Here is a 19,188-nt window from a genome sequence, read left to right on the forward strand (position 1 = left end):
TTGGCGCCGCGGCCGGGACGAACGGTCCACAAGACCTGAACGGCCCGCCTCCTGGAACCGCTGGACCCAGCGCTGCACGGTCTTCGGATCCACGCCAACGGCGCGGGCCGTGGCCCGAAGGCTCTGGCCGTGATCCACGACCAGACGAGCCATCCGCTCTCGACCGCGGGGGCCCATTAAGGCATTTTGGTGAAGGTTCACGGGGCGTCCTCCTTGGGAATGGCTCAGTCCGCAAACTCAGCATCCTTCGGAGTCGTCCCGTGGACAACCTATTGAGAGATCACACCTAAGGAGCCTCAGGCAAGTCGCGGGCATGGATCAGAAACACACCGTGCCCGCCCGCCTCGAATTCCAGCCAGATCAGTGGCAGCTCCGGGAAGGCCGCCTCCACTGCGGCCTGGCTATTGCCAACCTCCACGATCAACACACCCTCGTCGGTCAGGTGCGCGCGCGCCTTATCCAGGATACGGCGCACAATATCCAGGCCGTCACCCCCGGCCGCCAGCCCCAGCGCCGGCTCGTGGCGATACTCGTCGGGCAGGGCCGCCATGTCCTCGGCATCGACGTACGGCGGGTTGGACACGATCAGCTCGTAGCGATCCTCCGCCGCCAACCCGTCGAATACATCCGACTGCAGCGCACGCACCTGATCGCCCATCTGGTGGCGCTCGATATTGATGCGCGCCACGGCCAGCGCATCCGCCGAGACATCCGCCAGATCCACGCGCGCCTGCGGCAAGGCCAGCGCCATCGCGATGCCGATGCAACCGCCGCCGGTGCAAAGATCCAGCGCCCGCGTGACCGCATCGGGATTCACCCAGGGCTCGAACCCGGCGGCAATCAGCTCCGCCAGCGGCGAACGCGGGACGAGGACACGCTCATCGACATAGAAGGGGAGCCCGGCAAACCAGGCCTCGCGGGTCAGGTACGCCGCTGGCTTGCGCGTGGCGACGCGTTCGCGCAGCACCGCCACGACCCGCGTGCGTTCGGCTTCGCTCAGGCGCGAGTCCCACCAGGATTCCGGCAGGTCCAGCGGCAAATGCAGGGTATGCAGCACCAGCCAGGCGGCCTCGTCGAAGGCGTTGTCCGTACCATGACCAAAGCTCAGGCCGGCGCCACGAAACTGGCTGGCGCCGAAGCGGATGAAGTCGCGCAGGGTGCGCAATCCGGTGGTGGAATCCATACCCGGTCTTTCCGTTGCGTGCGAGGGCCGTCATCATACCGCCTCGAATCACCCGTGTACGCCCGAATGAGGCCCCATGAGCAAACTCGACCCCTGGCTCGCCCGCCTGTCGCATCTGCTGCCGCAGCACGCCCTGTCGCGCGTGGTGCATCGCCTGGCGCGCATCGAGTCGTCACGTCTGCAGCCGCTGCTGCGGGCCTTCGTACGCCGCTTCGGGCTGAACATGGACGAGGCCGCGGAGCCGGACCTGACCGCCTATTCCAGCTTCAACGCCCTGTTTACCCGCGCCCTGCGCGAGGATGCGCGGCCACTAGCGGGCGATGCCAATACCGTGGTCAGCCCAGCCGATTCCCGGGTCAGCGCCGCCGGGCGCATTGAGGCCGGACAGATCTTCCAGGCCAAGGGGCATCACTACACGGTCAGGGAACTGTTGGGCGGGGAAGAGAACCTCGCAGAGGCCTTCCAAATCGGTCACTTCGTCACCCTGTACCTGTCACCGCGCCACTACCACCGGCTGCACATGCCGATGACCGGCACCCTGACCCACATGATCCACGTGCCTGGCCGCCTGTTCTCGGTTGCGCCGCGCATCGTGCGCCATGTCCCACGACTGTACGCGCGCAACGAGCGCGTCGTGGCCTGTTTCGACACCCCGGTGGGTCCGATGGCCATGGCCCTGATCGGCGCACAGAACGTAGGCTCCATCGAGACGGTATGGGCCGGCGAGGTCACCCCGCCGCATGGCCGCGAGATCAGCGTCAGTGAATACCCAGATCGCACCGTCACCCTGGAGCGCGGCGCCGAGATGGGCCGCTTCAACCTGGGCTCTTCCGTGGTGCTGCTGCTCCCCGACCACCCCCTCAAGCTCGCCGACCACCTGAACCCTGAAACCGAGGTCCAGGTCCGCTCCGCACTCGGCCAGTTCTACTGACTTTTTTCACCACGAAGCACACGAAGGCACGAAGAAGGTCAAGGTCAAGAGCGGGTTCACCACGGAGGACACAGAGGTCACGGAGAAAACTAAAGGGGGGGACGGGGCGAGATACGGATGTTGATAGTGGCTCGCGTTGTTCAGGCGAACCGAAATTCTTCCGCCTTCGTACGCTTCGTGGTGAATAAAGAGGCTCAGGCGTGGGCGCGGGTCCCGGCGGGCTGGTTGAAGTAGGCGGCCTTCCAGCTCTCGTAATCGGCGACGAGTTGTTCGACGTCGCGGGCATCGAAGGGGCGCAGTCCGCTAAGGACCAGATGCTTGCTGCCGTCGGCGACTACGGACTGGTCGATCACCAGTTCGTAGTCCAGGCGGATCTCGCCACGCTTGCCGTTGACGGTCATCACCGCGTCCTTCAGGCGCGGCGTGGGGATGCCGGCGCTGGCCGCCAGGGGCTCCGGCAGACGGAAGCCCATACGCTCGTACATCACCAACGGGCGTTTAGGATTCACCATCACACCGTGCTCTTCCATCAACGGAACCAGCACATGCGGGAAGTTCTGCCCGGAGAAGCTCACATAACTGCGGATGAGGGATTCGATGGCGCTCGGCTCGTCGATCACCGCGCCGGAGCGCTCCACCTCGATCACGCTCTTGCCATTGTCATCCGTAATCGCAAAGGCATCGCCCGGTGCCTCGGGGAACACCAGGGGCACGTTGCCGCCAACCATCCCGGTAAAGCGAAAGTGCATGTTGCTACTCGCCCCATAGGTGTCCAGCACCAGCGCAAACAGAAGATCTCCCGGCACGCAGAACCGCCGATTATCGGCGTCATGTATCGGGTTGAAGTCGCCCGCGAGCGTCTTCGCAAAGTCGCTGCCCTGCTCCGGGGTTACAACCAGCTGACCGTCGCGATGGCGGTAGAAGTCCTCAAGGAAGCTTTTGTCGGTCACTCGGTCTCCCCGAAATCATCGGTCGATATACAACATGGTTTTTCCGCCACTATAGCCCGAAATGTCCTTCGATGGCCCGGATAAAGGCGTCGCCGTAGCGCTCCAGCTTGTGCTGCCCCACCCCGGAAACCCCGGCCATCTCCTCGCGGCTGCGCGGGGCGGACGCCACCATCTCCAGGAGCGCGGCATCGCTGAAGATCACATAGGGCGGCACCCCCTGATCGCGGGCCAGGTCCGTGCGCAAACTGCGTAGCGCTTCCCACAACGCGCGATCCTCGCTGTCCATCGCCGCCACACTGCGTGCCGTGTCGCGGCGTGCCGGGCTGGCGCTGCGCGCAGCCCGTTCCGGGCGAGCCGCCTCCTCGCGCAGATGGACCGGTTCGTCACCCCGCAGGACTGGACGGCAGGCCGGGTCCAGCTTCAGCCCGCCGTAGCCCTCCTCGTCCAGCCGCAACAGGCCGCGCGCCAGTAGCTGCCGCACCACGCCACGCCACTGCGCCTTGTCCAGCTCCTTGCCAATGCCAAAGGTGCTCAGACGGTCGTGGCCCAGTCGCGTCAGGCGCTCACTGGCGGAACCGCGCAGCACATCGATCACATGCCCGGCACCGAAACGCTCGCCAGTGCGATAGATACAGGACAGGAGCTTCTGCACGGGTACGCTGGCATCCCAGGTTGCCGGCGGCTCCATGCAGTTGTCGCAGGTACCGCAGGGCTCCGGCATGTGTTCGTCAAAATAGGCGAGTAGGGCCTGGCGCCGGCAGCTGGTGATCTCGCAGAACCCCAGCATGGCCTCCAGCTTTTGCTGCTCGATGCGCTGGCGCTCGGCGCCGGCTTGGGAGCCCTCCAGCATCTGCCGCAGGGTGACGACATCCTGCAAGCCATAGACCATCCAGGCGTTCGCCGGCAAGCCATCGCGCCCGGCGCGGCCGGTCTCCTGGTAGTAGCCCTCCAGGCTCTTGGGCAGGTTCAGGTGGGCGACGAAGCGCACGTTCGGCTTGTCGATCCCCATGCCGAAGGCGATGGTAGCGACCATCACCACCCCCTCCTCGCGCAGGAAGCGGGTCTGGTTGGCCGCTCGGGTCGCTGCGGGCAAACCGGCGTGATACGGCAACGCCGTGATGCCCTGCTCCGCCAGCCATTCGGCCACCGCGTCCACCTTCTTGCGGGACAGGCAATAGACGATGCCCGCCTCGCCGGCGTGTTCTTCGCGGATAAAGCGCAGCAGGCGATCGCGCGCCGAGCCGCCCCGGCCACCATCCGCCTGGGCAATGCGGTAGCGGATGTTCGGGCGATCAAAGGAGCTGACGAAGGCCCGTGCCTGCTCGAGGCGCAGGCGCTCACGGATTTCCTGGCGGGTCGGCCCATCCGCGGTGGCGGTCAGGGCCAGGCGAGGCACCTGCGGAAAGCGCTCGGCCAACACCGCCAACTGGCTGTACTCGGGGCGGAAGTCATGCCCCCATTGCGAGACACAATGCGCCTCGTCAATCGCGAACAGGGCCAGGTCGATGCCTTCCAGACGCTCCAGCATGCCCGGCGCGAACAGCCGCTCCGGCGACATGTACAACAGATCCAGTTGACCGGCGTGCAGGGCCGCCAATACGGAGCGCGCCTCGTCCGCCTTCTGTCCGGAGTCGAGGCTTGCCGCGGCCACACCGTTCTGGCGCAGGGCCGCCACCTGATCCTGCATCAGCGCGATCAGCGGCGATATCACGATGCCACAGCCTGGACGCGCCAGGGCCGGGATCTGGAAGCAAAGCGACTTGCCGCCACCGGTGGGCATCAGCACCACAGCATCGCCACCGCCCGTCACGTGTTCGACGATGGCCTGCTGCTGGCCACGAAATTCCGTATAGCCGAAGGTCTCGCGCAAGATCTCCAGCGGCGCGGCCGCCGGAGCGCTTCCCTGCGCATGCCCGGCTGCAAGACCCGAGGGTTCCAATGGATGTACTCCCAACGAAAGGACAGGCCGGGAAGACTGCCGAATGCCCGCCACCGCTGCAAGCTGCGTCAGGGATCTTCACCGTCTGCCGCGGCGAGGCCACATAATTTCAGGGCCCTACAGCGCGGCAAGTCCGGGTGCCGCACGCCTCACGGAGAGGGGTGACCGCACCCGCCGCTGACACAAGCCACACAGCAGGACCAAGGCCGGGTTACAGTAAGGCGCCATCTCAGCCCCGGATTCCTTCATGCGCGGTCATTCCAGCGTGCACGATGCGCCCGACGACGCGATCAACTGGCGCATCCTTCGCTCCCTGTTCCCCTACCTTGCCGAATTCCGCGGGCGTTTGTTCCTAGCCCTCGGGTTGATGGGCCTGGCCAAGCTGGCGACCGTGCTGGTCCCGCTGGCGCTGAAGTACATCGTCGACCACTTCGAGGACTCCGGGACCGACGCGCTGGTCGCGATCCCGGTGGCGCTGGTGATCGCCTATGGCCTGCTGCGCTTCGGCGGAACCCTGTTCGGGGAGCTGCGCGACGCGGTGTTCGTACGCGTAGCGGAACGGGCCATGCGTCGCGCAGCGCTGCGCGTCTTCGAGCACCTGCACCGTCTGGAACTGGGCTTTCATCTGGCGCGCGAGACCGGCGGGCTGGCCCGCGACATTGAGCGCGGCACCAGCGGCATCAGCTTCCTGCTGCGCTTCATGGTGTTCAACATCCTGCCAACGATCATCGAGATCGCGCTGGTGGCGGTCATCCTGCTGGTGGCGGTAGGGCCGGTCTTCACTTTGACGGTGATCATCGCGGTGGCCGCCTACATCGCCTGGTCCGTGTGGATTACCGAGTGGCGTACCCGCTTCGTACGCGAGGCCAACCAGCGTGACAACGAATCCAACACCCGCGCCATCGACAGCCTGCTGAACTACGAGACAGTCAAGTACTTCGGCAACGAGGGCTTCGAGGCGCAGCGCTACGACGAGGGGCTGGCCACCTGGGAGCAGGCGCGCACCAAGAATGTACTGTCACTGGTCCTGCTGAACTCCGGCCAGGCCCTGATTATCGCCGCGGCCATCACCGTGATGATGCTGCTGGCTGCCAGCCGCGTCGCCTCCGGGGATATGTCTCTTGGCGACCTGGTCATGGTGAATGCCTACATGATCCAGCTGTTCATGCCTCTGAACTTCCTGGGCTTTGTCTACCGGGAGATCCGTCAGTCGCTGGCCAACATCGAGCGGCTGTTCGGCCTGTTGGAGAAGCCGGCTCAGGTTGAGGATCAACCAGACGCGCCGGATCTGGAGGTCACCCGCGGTCAGGTTCGCTTCGAAAAGGTCTCGTTTCACTACCAACCGGAACGGCCTATTCTCGAAGACGTGTCGCTGGACATTCCGGCCGGACACAAGCTTGCGGTAGTCGGCGCCAGTGGTGCCGGAAAATCCACCATCGCGCGTTTGCTATTCCGCTTCTACGACGTGACCGATGGCCGCATCACCATTGATGGCCAGGACATCCGCGAGGTCACCCAGCAGAGCTTGCGCCGCGCGATCGGGGTCGTGCCGCAGGACACGGTGCTGTTCAACGCCAGCATCCGCTACAACATCGCCTACGGCGATCCCGGTGCCTCCGAAGAGGCCATCCTGCGTACGGTACGCCTGGCGCACCTGGACGATTTCATTGCCCGCCTTCCGGACGGTCTGGACACGGTCGTCGGGGAACGCGGGCTCAAGGTCTCGGGCGGCGAGAAACAACGCATCGCGATCGCACGCATGTTGCTGAAGGACCCGCCGATCCTGGTCTTCGACGAGGCGACCTCGTCTCTGGACTCGGGCTCTGAGAAGGCGATCCTCCAGGCCTTGAACGAGGTTTCGGCCCGCCGCACCACGCTGGTCATCGCGCATCGACTATCCACCGTCAAGGACGCCGAACAGATCGTGGTACTGGACCGGGGCCGCGTCGCCGAACACGGCACCCACCGCGAGCTCCTCGCCCACAACGGCGCCTACGCCCGCCTGTGGCAACACCAGCAGGAACACGAGCCCGCCCCCGCCGATCCGAGCCCGAATGCTGGGGCCTGAACCCCTTGATTCACCACGAAGCACACGAAGAAACGAAGCAGGGATCGGCCAAGGTCAAGAGCGGATTAACCACGGAGGGCACAGAGGACTCGGAGAAAACAGGGAAGTTGGGGTGAAATGTAAGTACTGATTGCATCCTGGCTTACTGCAGGTTAAGCGGGACCGCTTCGCGCCCTTGACGGATCGTGCACCTCAGACCCTTTTCGAATTTCTCTGTGCCCTCCGTGGTTAATCCGCCCTTGAATTCCTTCGTGCCTTCGTGAGCTTCGTGGTGAATACAGCCTTTGATCAGTCGGGGGCGACGCGCCCGCGCAGGGCCTTTTTCTGGCCGCGGCGGGTCTTGGAGTCCAGCCGGCGGAGCTTGGAGCCGCGCGTGGGGCGTGTCGGCTTGCGGGTCTTGATCGGGCGCCCAGCATCGCGTAGCAATTCCGCCAGGCGCTCGAGGGCGTCCTCGCGATTGGCCTCCTGGGTGCGGTATTGCTGCGCCTTGATCACCACGACACCATCCTTGCTGATGCGCTGGTCGCGGCGCCGCAGCAGGCGCTCCTTGTACACGTCGGGGAGACTGGAGGCACGGACATCGAAGCGCAGGTGGATCGCCGAGGCGACCTTGTTCACGTTCTGCCCACCCGCCCCCTGGGCCCGAATCGGAGTCAGCTCGATCTCCTGCTCGGGGAGGGTCACGCTATTGGAGATGCGAAGCCCCATGGACCGTCAGCGAAAGTCGCCGTCATGGATGCGGCCGTCCTCGTCCAGTTCGGCGAAGAACCGGCTGTTATCCGTGCGGTATTCGTGGGTCGCGATGTCGCCGGGCAGCACCAGGGTCACATCCGGATAAACGCGCTCGAACTCCTCGGGGCGGGGCCGGTTCTCCAGAAAGTGCAAAAACGGGTTCATCTGCTTGACCGTTCCCGGTCGCGGCTCCGGCCCGTCCCCGCGGGTCTCGGACTTGTGCACCGCGCAGCCGCTGACTGCCAGGGCCAGGACCACGCCGATCACGGACAAGAATCGAAACGCCATATTCTCCTCCTGCACTACACAATTGCACCGTCATTGCGAGGCGTCGCAGACGCCGTGGCAATCGCCTCAAGCTGGCATCAAGCCCGGGGCCGCTGGTTTCGGATGGAGTTCGCCACGTCGCTTCGCTCCTCGCGATGACGGTTCCAGTGCGCCCCGGAGCGGCGATCTAAGCCATCGGTTGGCCGTGCTCACGGGTCGCCTCGAAGCGGATCTCCGGCCACTTCTCCTGCGCCATCTGCAGGTTCACCCGCGTCGGTGCGATGTAGACGAGATCCCCTCCGTGGTCGACCGCCAGATGGTTCGCTGCCTTTTCCTTGAACTCCTCGAACTTCTTCGGATCGTTGCTTTCGACCCAACGCGCCGTCTGGACGTTCACGTTCTCGAACTGCGCCTCGACTTTGTACTCGGTGCGCAGGCGTTCGGCGACCACTTCGAACTGCAGCACGCCGACCGCGCCCAGGATCAGGTCGTTGTTGATCAAGGGCCGATAGAGCTGAGTTGCGCCCTCCTCACAAAGCTCCTGCAGACCCTTCGCGAGCTGCTTCATCTTCAGTGGATCCTTCAACTGCGCGCGGCGGAACAGCTCCGGGGCAAAGTTCGGCACACCAGTAAAGGTCAGATCCTCGCCCTGGGTGAAAGTATCCCCGATGCGGATGGTGCCGTGGTTGTGGATACCGATGATATCGCCCGGATAAGCGGTCTCTACGTGCTCACGGTCGGAGGCCAGGAATGTCAGCGCGTCCGGGACCTTCACGTCGCGCCCGATGCGCACGTGGTGCAGCTTCGCACCCTTGTCGAAGGTGCCGGAGCAGATACGCATAAAGGCGATGCGGTCGCGATGCTTCGGGTCCATGTTCGCCTGGATCTTGAACACGAAGCCGGTAAACTTTTCCTCGGTCGGCTCCACCTGGCGTGAATGGGTCGGACGCGGCAGCGGGGCCGGGGCGTACTCGACAAAATCGTCCAGCAGCTCCTCAATACCGAAGTTGTTGATCGCGGAACCAAAAAACACCGGTGTCTGCTCGCCCCTCATATAGGCCTCGGGATCGAACTCGTGCGAGGCACCCTGCACCAGCTCCAGCTCCTCGCGCAGCTCCTGGGCCTGGTCACCCAGCACCTCGTCCAGGCGCGGATTGTTCAGGCCCTCGATGATCTCGCCGGTGGATTTCTTGCCGCCCTGCTCGGGGGCGTACAAGTGCACCGCATCGCGGCGGAGGTGGTACACCCCGCGAAAACGCTTGCCGGACCCAATCGGCCAGGTCACCGGAGCGCACTGAATCTTCAGCACCTCCTCGACCTCGTCCAGCAGATCGATGGGATCGCGACCCTCGCGGTCCATCTTGTTGACGAAGGTCATGATCGGTGTGTCGCGCAGCCGGCAAACCTCCATCAGCTTGATGGTGCGCTCCTCCACCCCCTTGGCGGCGTCGATCACCATCAAGGCGGAGTCCACCGCTGTCAGCGTGCGGTAGGTGTCCTCGGAGAAATCGGCATGGCCTGGGGTGTCCAGAAGATTCACCATGCGTCCCTTGTAGGGGTACTGCATGACCGAGGAAGTCACGGAAATCCCGCGCGACTTCTCCATCTCCATCCAGTCGGAGGTCGCGTGGCGCGAGGACTTACGCCCCTTGACCGTACCGGCGAGCTGGATCGCGCCGCCATACAGCAGGAGCTTTTCGGTCATGGTGGTCTTGCCGGCGTCCGGGTGCGAGATGATCGCGAAGGTCCGGCGTCGGCGGGTTTCCTCAAGGAAAGACGACATGGATACGGGCCGCTTGGATAAGCCCGACAGTTTAACGTGAAAGCCTTGGCCTTGCCCTCGTTTCCACTGCGCATCCCTCAACACACACGGCCCCGGGGAATCCCCCGGGGCCGTGTGTGGCGACCATGGCGCGGGACGCGCGTTTATCGGGCCGAGGCGGCCTGGATCGCAGCGTTTTGCTCTTCGAGGCGGCCCTTGGCCGTCACCAGATCCCGATTGTTCATGCGCGCCTCGAGGCTGGCGAGACGCTCCTGATCCTCAGCCAGAGTGTACCAGACATGCGCCTGCACCAGATCGCGCTCGACCCCGCGCCCGTTCTGGTGCAGACGTCCCATACCGACCTGGGCATGGCGGTAACCCTGCTCCGCCGCCTCGGTGTACCAACGCGCGGCCGCGGCCGGGTCACGCGCCGTACCCTGACCGTTCTCGTGTAGCAGACCGGCGTAATACTGGGCCGCGGGCAGACCCTGTTCCGCTGCCTTGACCAGCCATTTCAGGCCGGCCGCAGGGTCCTGTTCGCCACTCGCCAGATGGCTTCCCAACCAATACTGCGCTTGGGCATGGCCCAGTTCGGCGGCGCGGGTGTAGTGTTCGCGGCTACGCTCCGGATCCGCCGCCGTGCCCTTGCCCGTCGCGAAGAGAAAACCCAGATAGTAGTGAGCACCGGCATGGTCGGCATCCGCCGCGCGGGCGAACCAGCGAATCGACTCATCGTAGTCGACCGTGGTGCCACGACCGGAGTAGTTCGCCATGCCCACGTCAAACATCGCATCGGTATTGCCCTTCTGGGCATTGCTCTCGCGGATCTCATACCAGACTTCCAGCAATTCCTGCTGGCGATCAGCCTCGTCGTAGCCGAAGGATTGCTGGGCCTGAGCCACCCCACCAGTAACCACCAACGGCAAGGCCAGAGGGAGCGAAACGAACAATGCACGCAGGGATCGGGACATGGGTTACCTCAACGGTTCCGGGAACAAATACCGGTCTTGATCATAGACCCAGGGGGTCCGCGCTACAACGCGAAGGGATCGAGGCGAGAACCGGAGGCGACAAAACCCCGCCAAAGTCCGGATTTGGCCTATATCCTGTGACCGGATTCACATCCTGGCATGGATCAGGCACCCGCAGGTGCCGCGCAGCGGCGCGTGAGCACCCAGGCATCTTCGCGACCGCTAGGGAGCGGATAGTAGCGGGGCCGGGTACCGATGTGTTCGAAACCCTCGGAACGGTAGAGCTGCACCGCCGCCACGTTCGAAGGCCGCACCTCGAGGAACAGGGCCTCGGCCTCCTGCTGACAAACGTAATCGAACAATCGGCGGACCATGAACCGTCCCAATCCGTTGCCCTGCCAGCGCGGGTCTACCGTCAGATTCAACAGATGCGCCTCGTCCGCGGCCACGGTCAGGACGCAATGTCCCACCTGGCGCCCGTCCACCTCCAACACCCAGCAGTCGTAACCGACCCGGATACAGTCCTCGAAAATGCGAGCAGTCCAGGGGTAGTCATAGGCCTCGCGCTCGATCCGCATCACACGCTCGACATCGGTCGCCTGCATGCGGCGCAATTCTGGCTGCACACGGGGCTCGGCACTCATGACAATGGGGTCTCCTGTGACAAGGGGGCAATCGCTCGTGGGTCCGGTATTCCGAGCCTACCGGCGGCCGCGCAGTTCCCAAAACCCTAATACCAGAGGGCTTATGTCCGAAGACAGGCCCGGGCGCGCTGAAGGTCCTGCCAGGCCCGCGCCTTGTCCCCCGGCTTTCGCAGCAGGTAGGCGGGGTGGTAGGTCGCGATCAGTGGAACCCCTTGATAGCGATGTTCACTTCCCCGCAAACGGCCCAGCGGCTCCCCGGATTCGAGCAACCCCTGCGCCGCGATACGTCCCAACGCCACGATGACCTCTGGCTGGATCAGGTCAATCTGTCGATCCAGGAAGCCACGGCAGGCACTCGCCTCCTCCGGTTTCGGGTCGCGATTTCCCGGTGGACGGCACTTCAACACATTGGCGATAAAGACGTCGCGGGTTCGATCCAGCCCCAGTGCCGCCAGCATATTGTCCAGCAGTTGACCGGCGCGACCGACGAAAGGCTCGCCGCGGCGGTCTTCCTCGGCCCCCGGAGCCTCGCCCACGAACAGCCAGCGGGCACCACGATCTCCGACTCCGAATACAGTCTGTGTGCGTTCGCGGGCGAGTTCGGTGCAGGCGGTGCAGGTCCGGACCTGCTCTTGCAGCGCGTCCCAGTCAAGCAACGCGATCGACGCGCGGGTGTCGTCCGTTGCGGACGCCGCCGCTTCATGCTCCGCCAGCGGGGCTGCCGCGACGTCGGAAACCGCCGGTGCAATTCGCGAGCGCCACACCGGTATACCCATATCCGCCAGGATACGGCGCTGTCGCACCGACAGTGACACGCGACTACTCCCCCATGGGCGCGCGACGACGATGACGGCGCCAGCGCTCCAGTGTCAGCAGCGGGCCAGACAGGGCATAGATCACAAAGCCCGCCAGCAGGACCTTGGGCGGGTCCAGGGCCAGTAGCATCAGGGCCACGACCACCCCGACAATCGCCAGGAAGGGCACGCGGTGTTTGAAGTCCATGTCCTTGAAGCTGAAGTAGGTCAAGTTGCTCACCATTGCGGCCCCCGCCAGCACGGTCACCACCAGGATGCCAACGACATAGGGATCGGCCAGTTCGGCCGGGATGCCCCAGTCCTCCAGCACCCAAACCATTCCTACCAACAACGCCGCACTCGCGGGGCTGGGCAATCCCTGGAAGAAACGCTTGTCGGTCACGGCAAGGCGGCTATTGAAACGCGCCAGGCGCAGCGCCGCCGCCGTCGCAAAGAAGAAGGCGGCCACCCAGCCAAAGTTACCCAGATCGTGCAGCTGCCACAGGTAGACCACCAAGGCCGGGGCCACACCAAAAGACACGAGATCCGAAAGCGAGTCGTACTGCGCGCCAAACTCGCTCTGGGTATCGGTCATGCGCGCGACACGCCCATCCAGAGTATCCAGCACCATGGCCACAAAGATCGCGATGGACGCAGTGATGTACTCACCGTTGATCGCGGAGACGATGGCGAAAAATCCCGAGAACAGCACGCCCGTGGTAAACAGATTGGGCAGCAGGAACACCCCGCGCCGCCGACGGCGATGCGGTAACGAATCTTCCCCGAGGGCGTCCTCGCCTTCGGCGGAGTCCGGATCGCGTCCCGTAGCGGCTCGCTGATCTTCGTCGCCTGCATTCATTCCAGCACCTCCACGGCACGTTCACTGTCGTTCTGCTGCCCTGCTGGGAGGCCACCCAGCAGGGTAGAACCGGCGAGAACATCCTGCCCTGGCTCCACCATCACCTGCGAACCAGCCGGCAACCATATCTCGAAGGTACCACCAAAGCCGGCGAACCCCATGCGCTTGCCGCGTCCCAGCCGGTTGCCGGGTACGTTGCTCTGCATACGAATCATGCGCGGCCAGTGATCCACACTGAGAGCCAGGCTCAACCGGGTTCCCTCGTCCGTCTCCAGCGAATAGGCCAGGCGCCCCTCCAACTGGACATCCGGCGGCTCGGCCGTCTCCTTCCCGGGCCAGACCCGTTCACGGATTTCGCCCTCTTGCGGGGAATGAATGTTGTACTCGCCCAACCGCCGCTGACGTAACCGGATACATACCGCTGGCTTGCGGGTGAACGGATCACGGGCTTCGGTCACCGACTCGATGGCGCCGTCGGCCGGGGCAATCACGCCCAAAGCCGGGGCTGGGGCCTTGCGCCGAAGATCACGGAAAACACCCATCAGGGCCACGGTGAGGATCACCATAAACAGCCCCAGCTCGGCCTCGCCCACCAACAGGGTAATCACCGCCATCCAGGCAGAGACAATGACGAAAACACGGCCTTCGGGGGCGAGCGGAAACAGCATTGGGCACTCGGGAGGGATACGCCCCCGCAACGGGCCGAGTGGCCCGCCACGGGGAGACGAATCAGTTGCGGGACTTGTCGACCAGCTGGTTGGCCTTGATCCACGGCATCATGGAACGCAGGCGTTCGCCGACCTGCTCGATCTCGTGGGCCGCGTTCAGGCGACGGTTGGCGGTCATCGACGGGTAGTTCATCGCGCCTTCCAGGATGAACTGCTTGGCGTACTCGCCATTCTGGATGTTCTTCAACGCCTCGCGCATGGCCCAGCGCGACTCTTCGTTGATGACCTGCGGGCCGGTCACGTACTCACCATACTCGGCGTTGTTGGAGATCGAGTAGTTCATGTTGGCGATGCCGCCCTCGTACATGAGATCAACAATCAGCTTCAGCTCGTGCAGGCACTCGAAATAGGCCATCTCCGGGGCGTAACCGGCCTCGGTCAGGGTCTCGAAACCGGCCTTGACCAGCTCCACCGCACCGCCACACAGCACGGCCTGCTCACCGAACAGATCAGTCTCGGTCTCATCCTTGAAGGTGGTCTCAATGATGCCGGTACGGCCGCCGCCGATCGCGGAGGCATAGGACATCGCGATGTCACGGGCCTTGCCGGAGGCGTCCTGCTGGATCGCGATCAGGTCGGGGATACCGCCGCCACGCACGAACTCGGAGCGTACGGTGTGGCCCGGGGCCTTGGGCGCGATCATGATCACGTCCAGGTCCTTGCGCGGGACGATCTGGTTGTAGTGGATCGCGAAGCCGTGGGCGAAGGCCAGGGTCGCGCCCTGCTTCAGGTTCGGCTCCAGCACGTCGCGGTACAGCGCAGCCTGGTATTCGTCCGGCGCCAGCACCATGATCAGGTCGGCACCGGCAGTCGCGGCATCGACATCGGCCACCTTCAGACCGGCCTCTTCGGCCTTGGCGCGCGAGCCGGAGCCCTCACGCAGACCCACGGTTACGTCCACACCGGAATCCTTCAGATTGTTCGCATGGGCATGCCCCTGCGAACCGTAGCCGATGATGGCGACCTTCATGCCCTTGATGATGGAGAGGTCAGCGTCTTTGTCGTAGTAGAGATTCATTGCAATTTCCTTGATATCGGCCCCATACGGGGCCCATGGCAAACAAACAGGTCCGCCCCCAAACCGAGGTCGGACCTGGGGATTCAGATTTGCAGGGCGACATCGCCCCGAGCGATGCCCATCACGCCGGAGCGCACAACTTCCAGAACGGTGAACCCGTCGAGGGCCACGAGGAAGGCATCCAGCTTGGAGCCCTCGCCAGTGATCTCGATCACGTAGGTGTCGTGGGTCACGTCGATGATCCGGCCGCGGAAGATATCCGCCAGGCGCTTGGCCTCCTCGCGGTCGGCGGCCTCCGGCACGCGCACCTTGATCAGCGCCATCTCGCGCTCGATGTGTGGATAGGCGGTCATGTCCAGCAGCTTGATCACGTCGATCAGCTTGTTCAGCTGCTTGGTGATCTGTTCGACGATCTCGTCGGAGCCGCTGGTAACGATAGTCATGCGCGACAGCGACGGGTCGTCGGTCGGCGCGACCGTCAACGACTCGATGTTGTAGCCACGCGCGGAGAACAGCCCGGCAACCCGCGAGAGGGCACCGGCTTCGTTTTCCAGCAGGACACTGATGATATGACGCATACGGCTTTTCCCTGTACCCGGTTTAGACCAGGATCATCTCGTTCTGGCCAGCACCGGCCGGGATCATCGGATAGACGTTCTCGGACTGATCGGTAATGAAGTCCAGGAACACCAGGCGCTCCTTCTGCGCCAGGGCCTCCTTGATCGCGCCCTCGACATCGCCGGGCTGGGTGATCTGGATGCCGACGTGACCGTAGGCCTCGGCCAGCTTCACGAAGTCCGGTAGCGCGTCCATGTAGGACATCGCATAGCGGCCCTGGTAGAAGAACTCCTGCCACTGCCGGACCATGCCCAGATAGCGGTTGTTCAAATTCAGGATCTTCAACGGCAACTGGTACTGGAAGCAGGTGGACAGCTCCTGGATACACATCTGGATACTAGCCTCGCCGGTAATGCAGCCGACGGTCGCATCCGGATGCGCGAACTGCACACCCATCGCAAACGGCAGGCCCACACCCATCGTCCCCAGTCCACCGGAGTTGATCCAACGGTTCGGCTTGTCGAAACGGTAAAACTGCGCCGCCCACATCTGGTGCTGACCGACATCCGAGGTCACGAAGGCATCGCCCTGGGTCAGTTCCCAGAACTTCTGCACCACGTACTGCGGCTTGATCAGCTCGGAGGTCTGGTCGTACTTCAGGCAGTCCTGCGCCTGCCATTCCTCGATCTGTTTCCACCAGGTCGCCAAGGCCTCGGCATCCGGCTTGCCGCCGTTCTCGTTCAGGCCCTTGATCAGCTCGCGCAGCACCGGCTCCACCTCACCGACAATCGGCACATCCACCTTCACGTTCTTGGAGATGGAAGACGGGTCGACGTCCACGTGGACAATCTTTGCGTGCGGACAAAACTTCTCGATATTGCCGGTCACGCGGTCATCGAAGCGCGCGCCGATCGCGATCAGTACGTCGGCGTGGTGCATGGCCATGTTGGCCTCGTAGGTACCGTGCATACCGAGCATGCCGAGGTACTGCTTGTCCGACGCCGGGTAGCCACCCAGCCCCATCAGGGTGTTGGTAATCGGATAGCCCAGCTGCCGGGTGAACTCGGTTAGCGCCTCGGAGCCGCGCCCCAGGATCACGCCACCACCGGTGTAGATCATCGGCTGCTTGGCCGACAGGATCAGCTCAACCGCCCTGCGAATTTGGCCGGTGTGCCCCTTCGAGGTCGGATTGTAGGAGCGCATGTGAATGCTTTCCGGATACTCGAACTCGCAGGTATCCGCGGTCACATCCTTCGGGATATCCACGACCACCGGACCGGGACGGCCGGTGGTCGCCACGTAAAACGCCTTCTTGATGGTGGCCGCCAGGTCCTTCACGTCCTTGACCAGGAAGTTGTGCTTCACGCAGGGACGGGTGATCCCCACGGTATCCACCTCCTGGAACGCATCGTTGCCGATCAGACTGGTCGGCACCTGGCCGGTAAAGACCACCAGCGGCACGGAATCCATATAGGCGTCGGCAATGCCGGTAATCGCGTTGGTCGCACCGGGGCCCGAGGTCACCAGCGCGACACCCGGCTTGTCCGAGGACTTGGCATAACCCTCGGCCGCGTGCACCGCACCCTGCTCATGGCGGACCAGCACGTGCGCGACCTTGTCCTGTCGGTACAGCGCATCGTAGATGTGCAGTACGGCGCCGCCGGGATACCCGAATACGACCTCGACGCCCTCGGCCTGCAGGCTGCGGCAGAAGATTTCGGCGCCGGTGATGGCGGTGAACGAACTTGAGGATTCGGACATGGTGGTCGACTTCCTTAACCAGGGGCTTGTGCGCGATCGTCAGGCGATCACACACCACAAATCAAAATAGCCCACCATCCTAATATGAAATCGCCCCCATTTCACGCCGTAAAGCGGATGGGCACGCGGCAGACGTCGCGAGGAGCCAGCGATTTAGCCACCTGCCAACGGAGCTGGCCAAGCCCGCCGGCCCGCCGGTCCCGCGAGATTGCCACGGCCCCTGGCGGGGCCTCGCGATGACGGGGTTGCGAGCACCGTCATCGCAAAGAGCGCAGCGACGTGGCGATCTCCGCGGGCGGCTTCAGCGCCGGCCGGAACAGACGTCGGGGTTCCGCCCGGAGATTGCCAGAGTCCCTGCGGGGCTTCGCAATGACGGTGCAGCGGGGCAACCCCAAGGTTCAGCTGCGGTCGGCGTCGGCCCCGGCCTGAGCAGTGGGCAGCTCGGAGAAGTGCTCGCGCGCCCGCTCGACCAGCGCCGGCGGCAGACCGTTTTTCTCGGCGATGGTGAGACCGAAGGAGACACCAGGCTCACCAACCAGCAGCCGATAGGTCGGCGACAGCGTGTCGGCATCAAACTGCATCGATGCATTCACGATCCCTGCGTGCTGCGCCGCGTAGTCCTTCAGCGGCGCGAGGTGGGTATTCACAATCCCGCGAGTACCGCGACTGCGCAGCTCGTCCAGCATCGCCATCGCCAGGGCCGCGCCCTCGTCCGGATCGGTACCCGTACCCAGTTCGTCCAGCAGGATCAGCGTCTCGGCCCCGGCATGGTCGAGGATGCGCTTCAGGACCTCGACATGCCCGGCAAAGGTGGACAAGTGATGGAACAGGCTCTGGTTGTCCCCCACGTCCACCATCACGCGATCAAAACGCCCAATGCGGCAATCCTGCTCGGCCGGGATATGCAGTCCGCACCATGCCATCGTTACCAACAGCCCCAAGGTCTTCAGCGCGACCGTCTTGCCACCGGTGTTCGGGCCGGTGATCAGCAACAGCGGCTGATCCTCGTCCAGGCGGATCGACAGCGGTACCGGCTGCGGCCCATTGCCTTCGGCAAACTGCAACAACAGCAGCGGGTGGTAGGCCTCGATCAGCTCCACCCCTGCGCTGTCCTCCAGCACCGGGGCATGGGCGTTCATCTGCGCCGAGAGCTGGGCGGCCGCCGAGGCCAGGTCAATCCAGGTCAGCGCGGTCAGCATGAGCTCGAGAGGGTCGCCGAACGAGCGCACGCTATCGGTGAGCTCGCGCAACAGCCGCTGCTGCTCGGTATTGATCTGGCTATTGACGGTATCCAGTTGGTTATTCAGCGGAACCGCCTCAATGGGTTCCACGATCTGATCACGCCCGCCCATCGCCGAGCCCCGGCGTACGCCTTTGACCGCATTGGCCATCTCGCCACGCAGCACCATGACCGCCCGCTCCTGGTGCCACTGGACCTTCAGGGCGTCCTCGCCCTTCTGTGCCACATCGGAGGCCGCCAAGCGCTTCTTGACCACCGTCGCGACCTCCTCGCGCAGACGCCCACGCTCGCCGAAGGCCTCCACCAGCGACGGGCTGGCGTCCTCGCGCAGGGACCCCCCGGGATTCAGACAAGCGGCCAGGCGCTCTTCCAGCGCCTCGGGCGGGTAAAGCTTTTTCAGGTCCGCCGGATAGATCTCCGGCGTGTCCGCCAGCTGATCCGCCAGCTCGCGGGCCTGACGCATGATCGTCTGCAGGTTATGCAGGGCCTGAACCGGCAGCGCCGCCCCCGGGTTAGCGGCCTGACGCAGCGCCGCGCGCACATCCGGCAGCTGCCCAAGGCGCGGCAGCGTCCCTGCGTCCAGGCGTTGGCGCGCGACCGTCACCGCTTTCTGCAGCGCCTGGGCCGCACCCAGGTTCGGCGCTGGCTCCAGCCCGCGCGCCGCATCGGCGCCGTAGGGCGTGGCCGTCAGGCGCTCCAGCAGGCGCTGGATCGCGGGGAATTCGAGGGCCTTCAGATCAACCTGCATCGCATTGCATACCCTTGTGCATGAAATCTTCACCC

Annotated in this window: 18 protein-coding genes; 2 read left to right on the plus strand and 16 right to left on the minus strand. The window is 64.3% G+C overall.

The window, feature by feature from the left end; genetic code table 11:
• Both D002_RS13920 and prmB read right to left on the minus strand, forming a co-directional pair.
• Positions 1–201, minus strand: a 201-nt coding sequence (locus tag D002_RS13920; protein WP_155996088.1) for a helix-turn-helix domain-containing protein, incomplete at its 3' end; no start/stop codon positions are given.
• Positions 202–286: 85 nt separating this feature from the next.
• Positions 287–1,183: a 50S ribosomal protein L3 N(5)-glutamine methyltransferase gene (gene prmB / locus D002_RS0102030; RefSeq protein ID WP_018140244.1), complete on the minus strand. Its 897-nt coding sequence runs from the start codon at positions 1,181–1,183 to the stop codon at positions 287–289.
• A 76-nt stretch (positions 1,184–1,259) separates the two neighbouring features.
• Here prmB and asd point away from each other — a divergent pair, with 76 nt between their 5' ends.
• A complete protein-coding gene (gene asd / locus D002_RS0102035; RefSeq protein ID WP_018140245.1) occupies positions 1,260–2,114 on the plus strand; it encodes an archaetidylserine decarboxylase in 855 nt (284 codons plus the stop codon).
• A gap of 194 nt (positions 2,115–2,308) precedes the next feature.
• Here asd and D002_RS0102040 read toward each other — a convergent pair whose 3' ends face one another.
• Both D002_RS0102040 and recQ read right to left on the minus strand, forming a co-directional pair.
• The gene (locus D002_RS0102040; RefSeq protein ID WP_018140246.1) at positions 2,309–3,064 is read right to left on the minus strand and encodes a DUF3581 family protein; all 756 of its coding nucleotides are present in this window, start codon (positions 3,062–3,064) and stop codon (positions 2,309–2,311) included.
• A 49-nt stretch (positions 3,065–3,113) separates the two neighbouring features.
• The gene (gene recQ / locus D002_RS0102045; RefSeq protein ID WP_018140247.1) at positions 3,114–5,003 is read right to left on the minus strand and encodes a DNA helicase RecQ; all 1,890 of its coding nucleotides are present in this window, start codon (positions 5,001–5,003) and stop codon (positions 3,114–3,116) included.
• 247 nt (positions 5,004–5,250) lie between these two features.
• Between recQ and D002_RS0102050 the strand changes: the two genes are divergently transcribed.
• Positions 5,251–7,071, plus strand: coding sequence for an ABC transporter ATP-binding protein/permease (locus tag D002_RS0102050; protein ID WP_018140248.1), 1,821 nt, complete (start codon positions 5,251–5,253; stop codon positions 7,069–7,071).
• A 288-nt stretch (positions 7,072–7,359) separates the two neighbouring features.
• On the opposite strand, the gene arfB is transcribed toward D002_RS0102050, so the two are convergent.
• From arfB to D002_RS0102110, 12 genes are all read right to left on the minus strand, one after another.
• Positions 7,360–7,779, minus strand: coding sequence for an alternative ribosome rescue aminoacyl-tRNA hydrolase ArfB (arfB, locus tag D002_RS0102055; RefSeq protein ID WP_018140249.1), 420 nt, complete (start codon positions 7,777–7,779; stop codon positions 7,360–7,362).
• A gap of 6 nt (positions 7,780–7,785) precedes the next feature.
• Positions 7,786–8,091 carry a hypothetical protein gene (locus D002_RS0102060; protein ID WP_018140250.1) on the minus strand — a complete coding sequence of 102 codons (306 nt, stop codon included), beginning with the start codon at positions 8,089–8,091 and terminating at the stop codon, positions 7,786–7,788.
• A 166-nt stretch (positions 8,092–8,257) separates the two neighbouring features.
• Positions 8,258–9,853 (minus strand): peptide chain release factor 3, encoded by a 1,596-nt coding sequence (locus tag D002_RS0102065; protein ID WP_018140251.1) that lies wholly within the window; start codon positions 9,851–9,853, stop codon positions 8,258–8,260.
• Positions 9,854–9,996: 143 nt separating this feature from the next.
• Positions 9,997–10,803: a tetratricopeptide repeat protein gene (locus D002_RS0102070; RefSeq protein ID WP_018140252.1), complete on the minus strand. Its 807-nt coding sequence runs from the start codon at positions 10,801–10,803 to the stop codon at positions 9,997–9,999.
• Between the two features lie 164 nt (positions 10,804–10,967).
• Entirely contained in the window at positions 10,968–11,447 is a 480-nt protein-coding gene (rimI, locus tag D002_RS0102075) for a ribosomal protein S18-alanine N-acetyltransferase (RefSeq protein ID WP_018140253.1), read from the minus strand.
• A 101-nt stretch (positions 11,448–11,548) separates the two neighbouring features.
• The gene (locus tag D002_RS0102080; RefSeq protein WP_018140254.1) at positions 11,549–12,262 is read right to left on the minus strand and encodes a uracil-DNA glycosylase family protein; all 714 of its coding nucleotides are present in this window, start codon (positions 12,260–12,262) and stop codon (positions 11,549–11,551) included.
• A 4-nt stretch (positions 12,263–12,266) separates the two neighbouring features.
• Positions 12,267–13,100 (minus strand): CDP-diacylglycerol--serine O-phosphatidyltransferase, encoded by an 834-nt coding sequence (pssA, locus tag D002_RS0102085; protein ID WP_018140255.1) that lies wholly within the window; start codon positions 13,098–13,100, stop codon positions 12,267–12,269.
• Positions 13,097–13,768, minus strand: a complete 672-nt coding sequence (locus D002_RS0102090; protein WP_018140256.1) for a phosphatidylserine decarboxylase — start codon at positions 13,766–13,768, stop codon at positions 13,097–13,099. The genes pssA and D002_RS0102090 overlap by 4 nt, the downstream gene beginning before the upstream one ends.
• Before the next feature lie 61 nt (positions 13,769–13,829).
• The gene (gene ilvC, locus D002_RS0102095; RefSeq protein ID WP_018140257.1) at positions 13,830–14,846 is read right to left on the minus strand and encodes a ketol-acid reductoisomerase; all 1,017 of its coding nucleotides are present in this window, start codon (positions 14,844–14,846) and stop codon (positions 13,830–13,832) included.
• Between the two features lie 83 nt (positions 14,847–14,929).
• Positions 14,930–15,424: an acetolactate synthase small subunit gene (gene ilvN / locus D002_RS0102100; RefSeq protein ID WP_018140258.1), complete on the minus strand. Its 495-nt coding sequence runs from the start codon at positions 15,422–15,424 to the stop codon at positions 14,930–14,932.
• Between the two features lie 22 nt (positions 15,425–15,446).
• Complete coding sequence (gene ilvB / locus D002_RS0102105) at positions 15,447–17,165, minus strand: biosynthetic-type acetolactate synthase large subunit (RefSeq protein WP_018140259.1); 1,719 nt, start codon at positions 17,163–17,165, stop codon at positions 15,447–15,449.
• A 398-nt stretch (positions 17,166–17,563) separates the two neighbouring features.
• Positions 17,564–19,153, minus strand: coding sequence for an endonuclease MutS2 (locus D002_RS0102110; protein WP_018140260.1), 1,590 nt, complete (start codon positions 19,151–19,153; stop codon positions 17,564–17,566).
• Positions 19,154–19,188 lie beyond the last annotated feature (35 nt).

The sequence above is a fragment of the Thioalkalivibrio sp. ALJ7 genome (assembly GCF_000376865.1).
In the GTDB taxonomy this organism is placed as follows: domain Bacteria; phylum Pseudomonadota; class Gammaproteobacteria; order Ectothiorhodospirales; family Ectothiorhodospiraceae; genus Thioalkalivibrio.

Excerpts from the sequence above, each read along its gene's own strand:
- prmB (WP_018140244.1), bottom strand. The coding sequence starts at position 1,183 with ATGGATTCCACCACCGGATTGCGCACCCTGCGCGACTTCATCCGCTTC.
- asd (WP_018140245.1), top strand. The coding sequence starts at position 1,260 with ATGAGCAAACTCGACCCCTGGCTCGCCCGCCTGTCGCATCTGCTGCCG.
- D002_RS0102050 (WP_018140248.1), top strand. The coding sequence starts at position 5,251 with ATGCGCGGTCATTCCAGCGTGCACGATGCGCCCGACGACGCGATCAAC.
- arfB (WP_018140249.1), bottom strand. The coding sequence starts at position 7,779 with ATGGGGCTTCGCATCTCCAATAGCGTGACCCTCCCCGAGCAGGAGATC.
- D002_RS0102060 (WP_018140250.1), bottom strand. The coding sequence starts at position 8,091 with ATGGCGTTTCGATTCTTGTCCGTGATCGGCGTGGTCCTGGCCCTGGCA.
- D002_RS0102065 (WP_018140251.1), bottom strand. The coding sequence starts at position 9,853 with ATGTCGTCTTTCCTTGAGGAAACCCGCCGACGCCGGACCTTCGCGATC.
- D002_RS0102070 (WP_018140252.1), bottom strand. The coding sequence starts at position 10,803 with ATGTCCCGATCCCTGCGTGCATTGTTCGTTTCGCTCCCTCTGGCCTTG.
- rimI (WP_018140253.1), bottom strand. The coding sequence starts at position 11,447 with ATGAGTGCCGAGCCCCGTGTGCAGCCAGAATTGCGCCGCATGCAGGCG.
- pssA (WP_018140255.1), bottom strand. The coding sequence starts at position 13,100 with ATGAATGCAGGCGACGAAGATCAGCGAGCCGCTACGGGACGCGATCCG.
- D002_RS0102090 (WP_018140256.1), bottom strand. The coding sequence starts at position 13,768 with ATGCTGTTTCCGCTCGCCCCCGAAGGCCGTGTTTTCGTCATTGTCTCT.
- ilvC (WP_018140257.1), bottom strand. The coding sequence starts at position 14,846 with ATGAATCTCTACTACGACAAAGACGCTGACCTCTCCATCATCAAGGGC.
- ilvN (WP_018140258.1), bottom strand. The coding sequence starts at position 15,424 with ATGCGTCATATCATCAGTGTCCTGCTGGAAAACGAAGCCGGTGCCCTC.
- ilvB (WP_018140259.1), bottom strand. The coding sequence starts at position 17,165 with ATGTCCGAATCCTCAAGTTCGTTCACCGCCATCACCGGCGCCGAAATC.
- D002_RS0102110 (WP_018140260.1), bottom strand. The coding sequence starts at position 19,153 with ATGCAGGTTGATCTGAAGGCCCTCGAATTCCCCGCGATCCAGCGCCTG.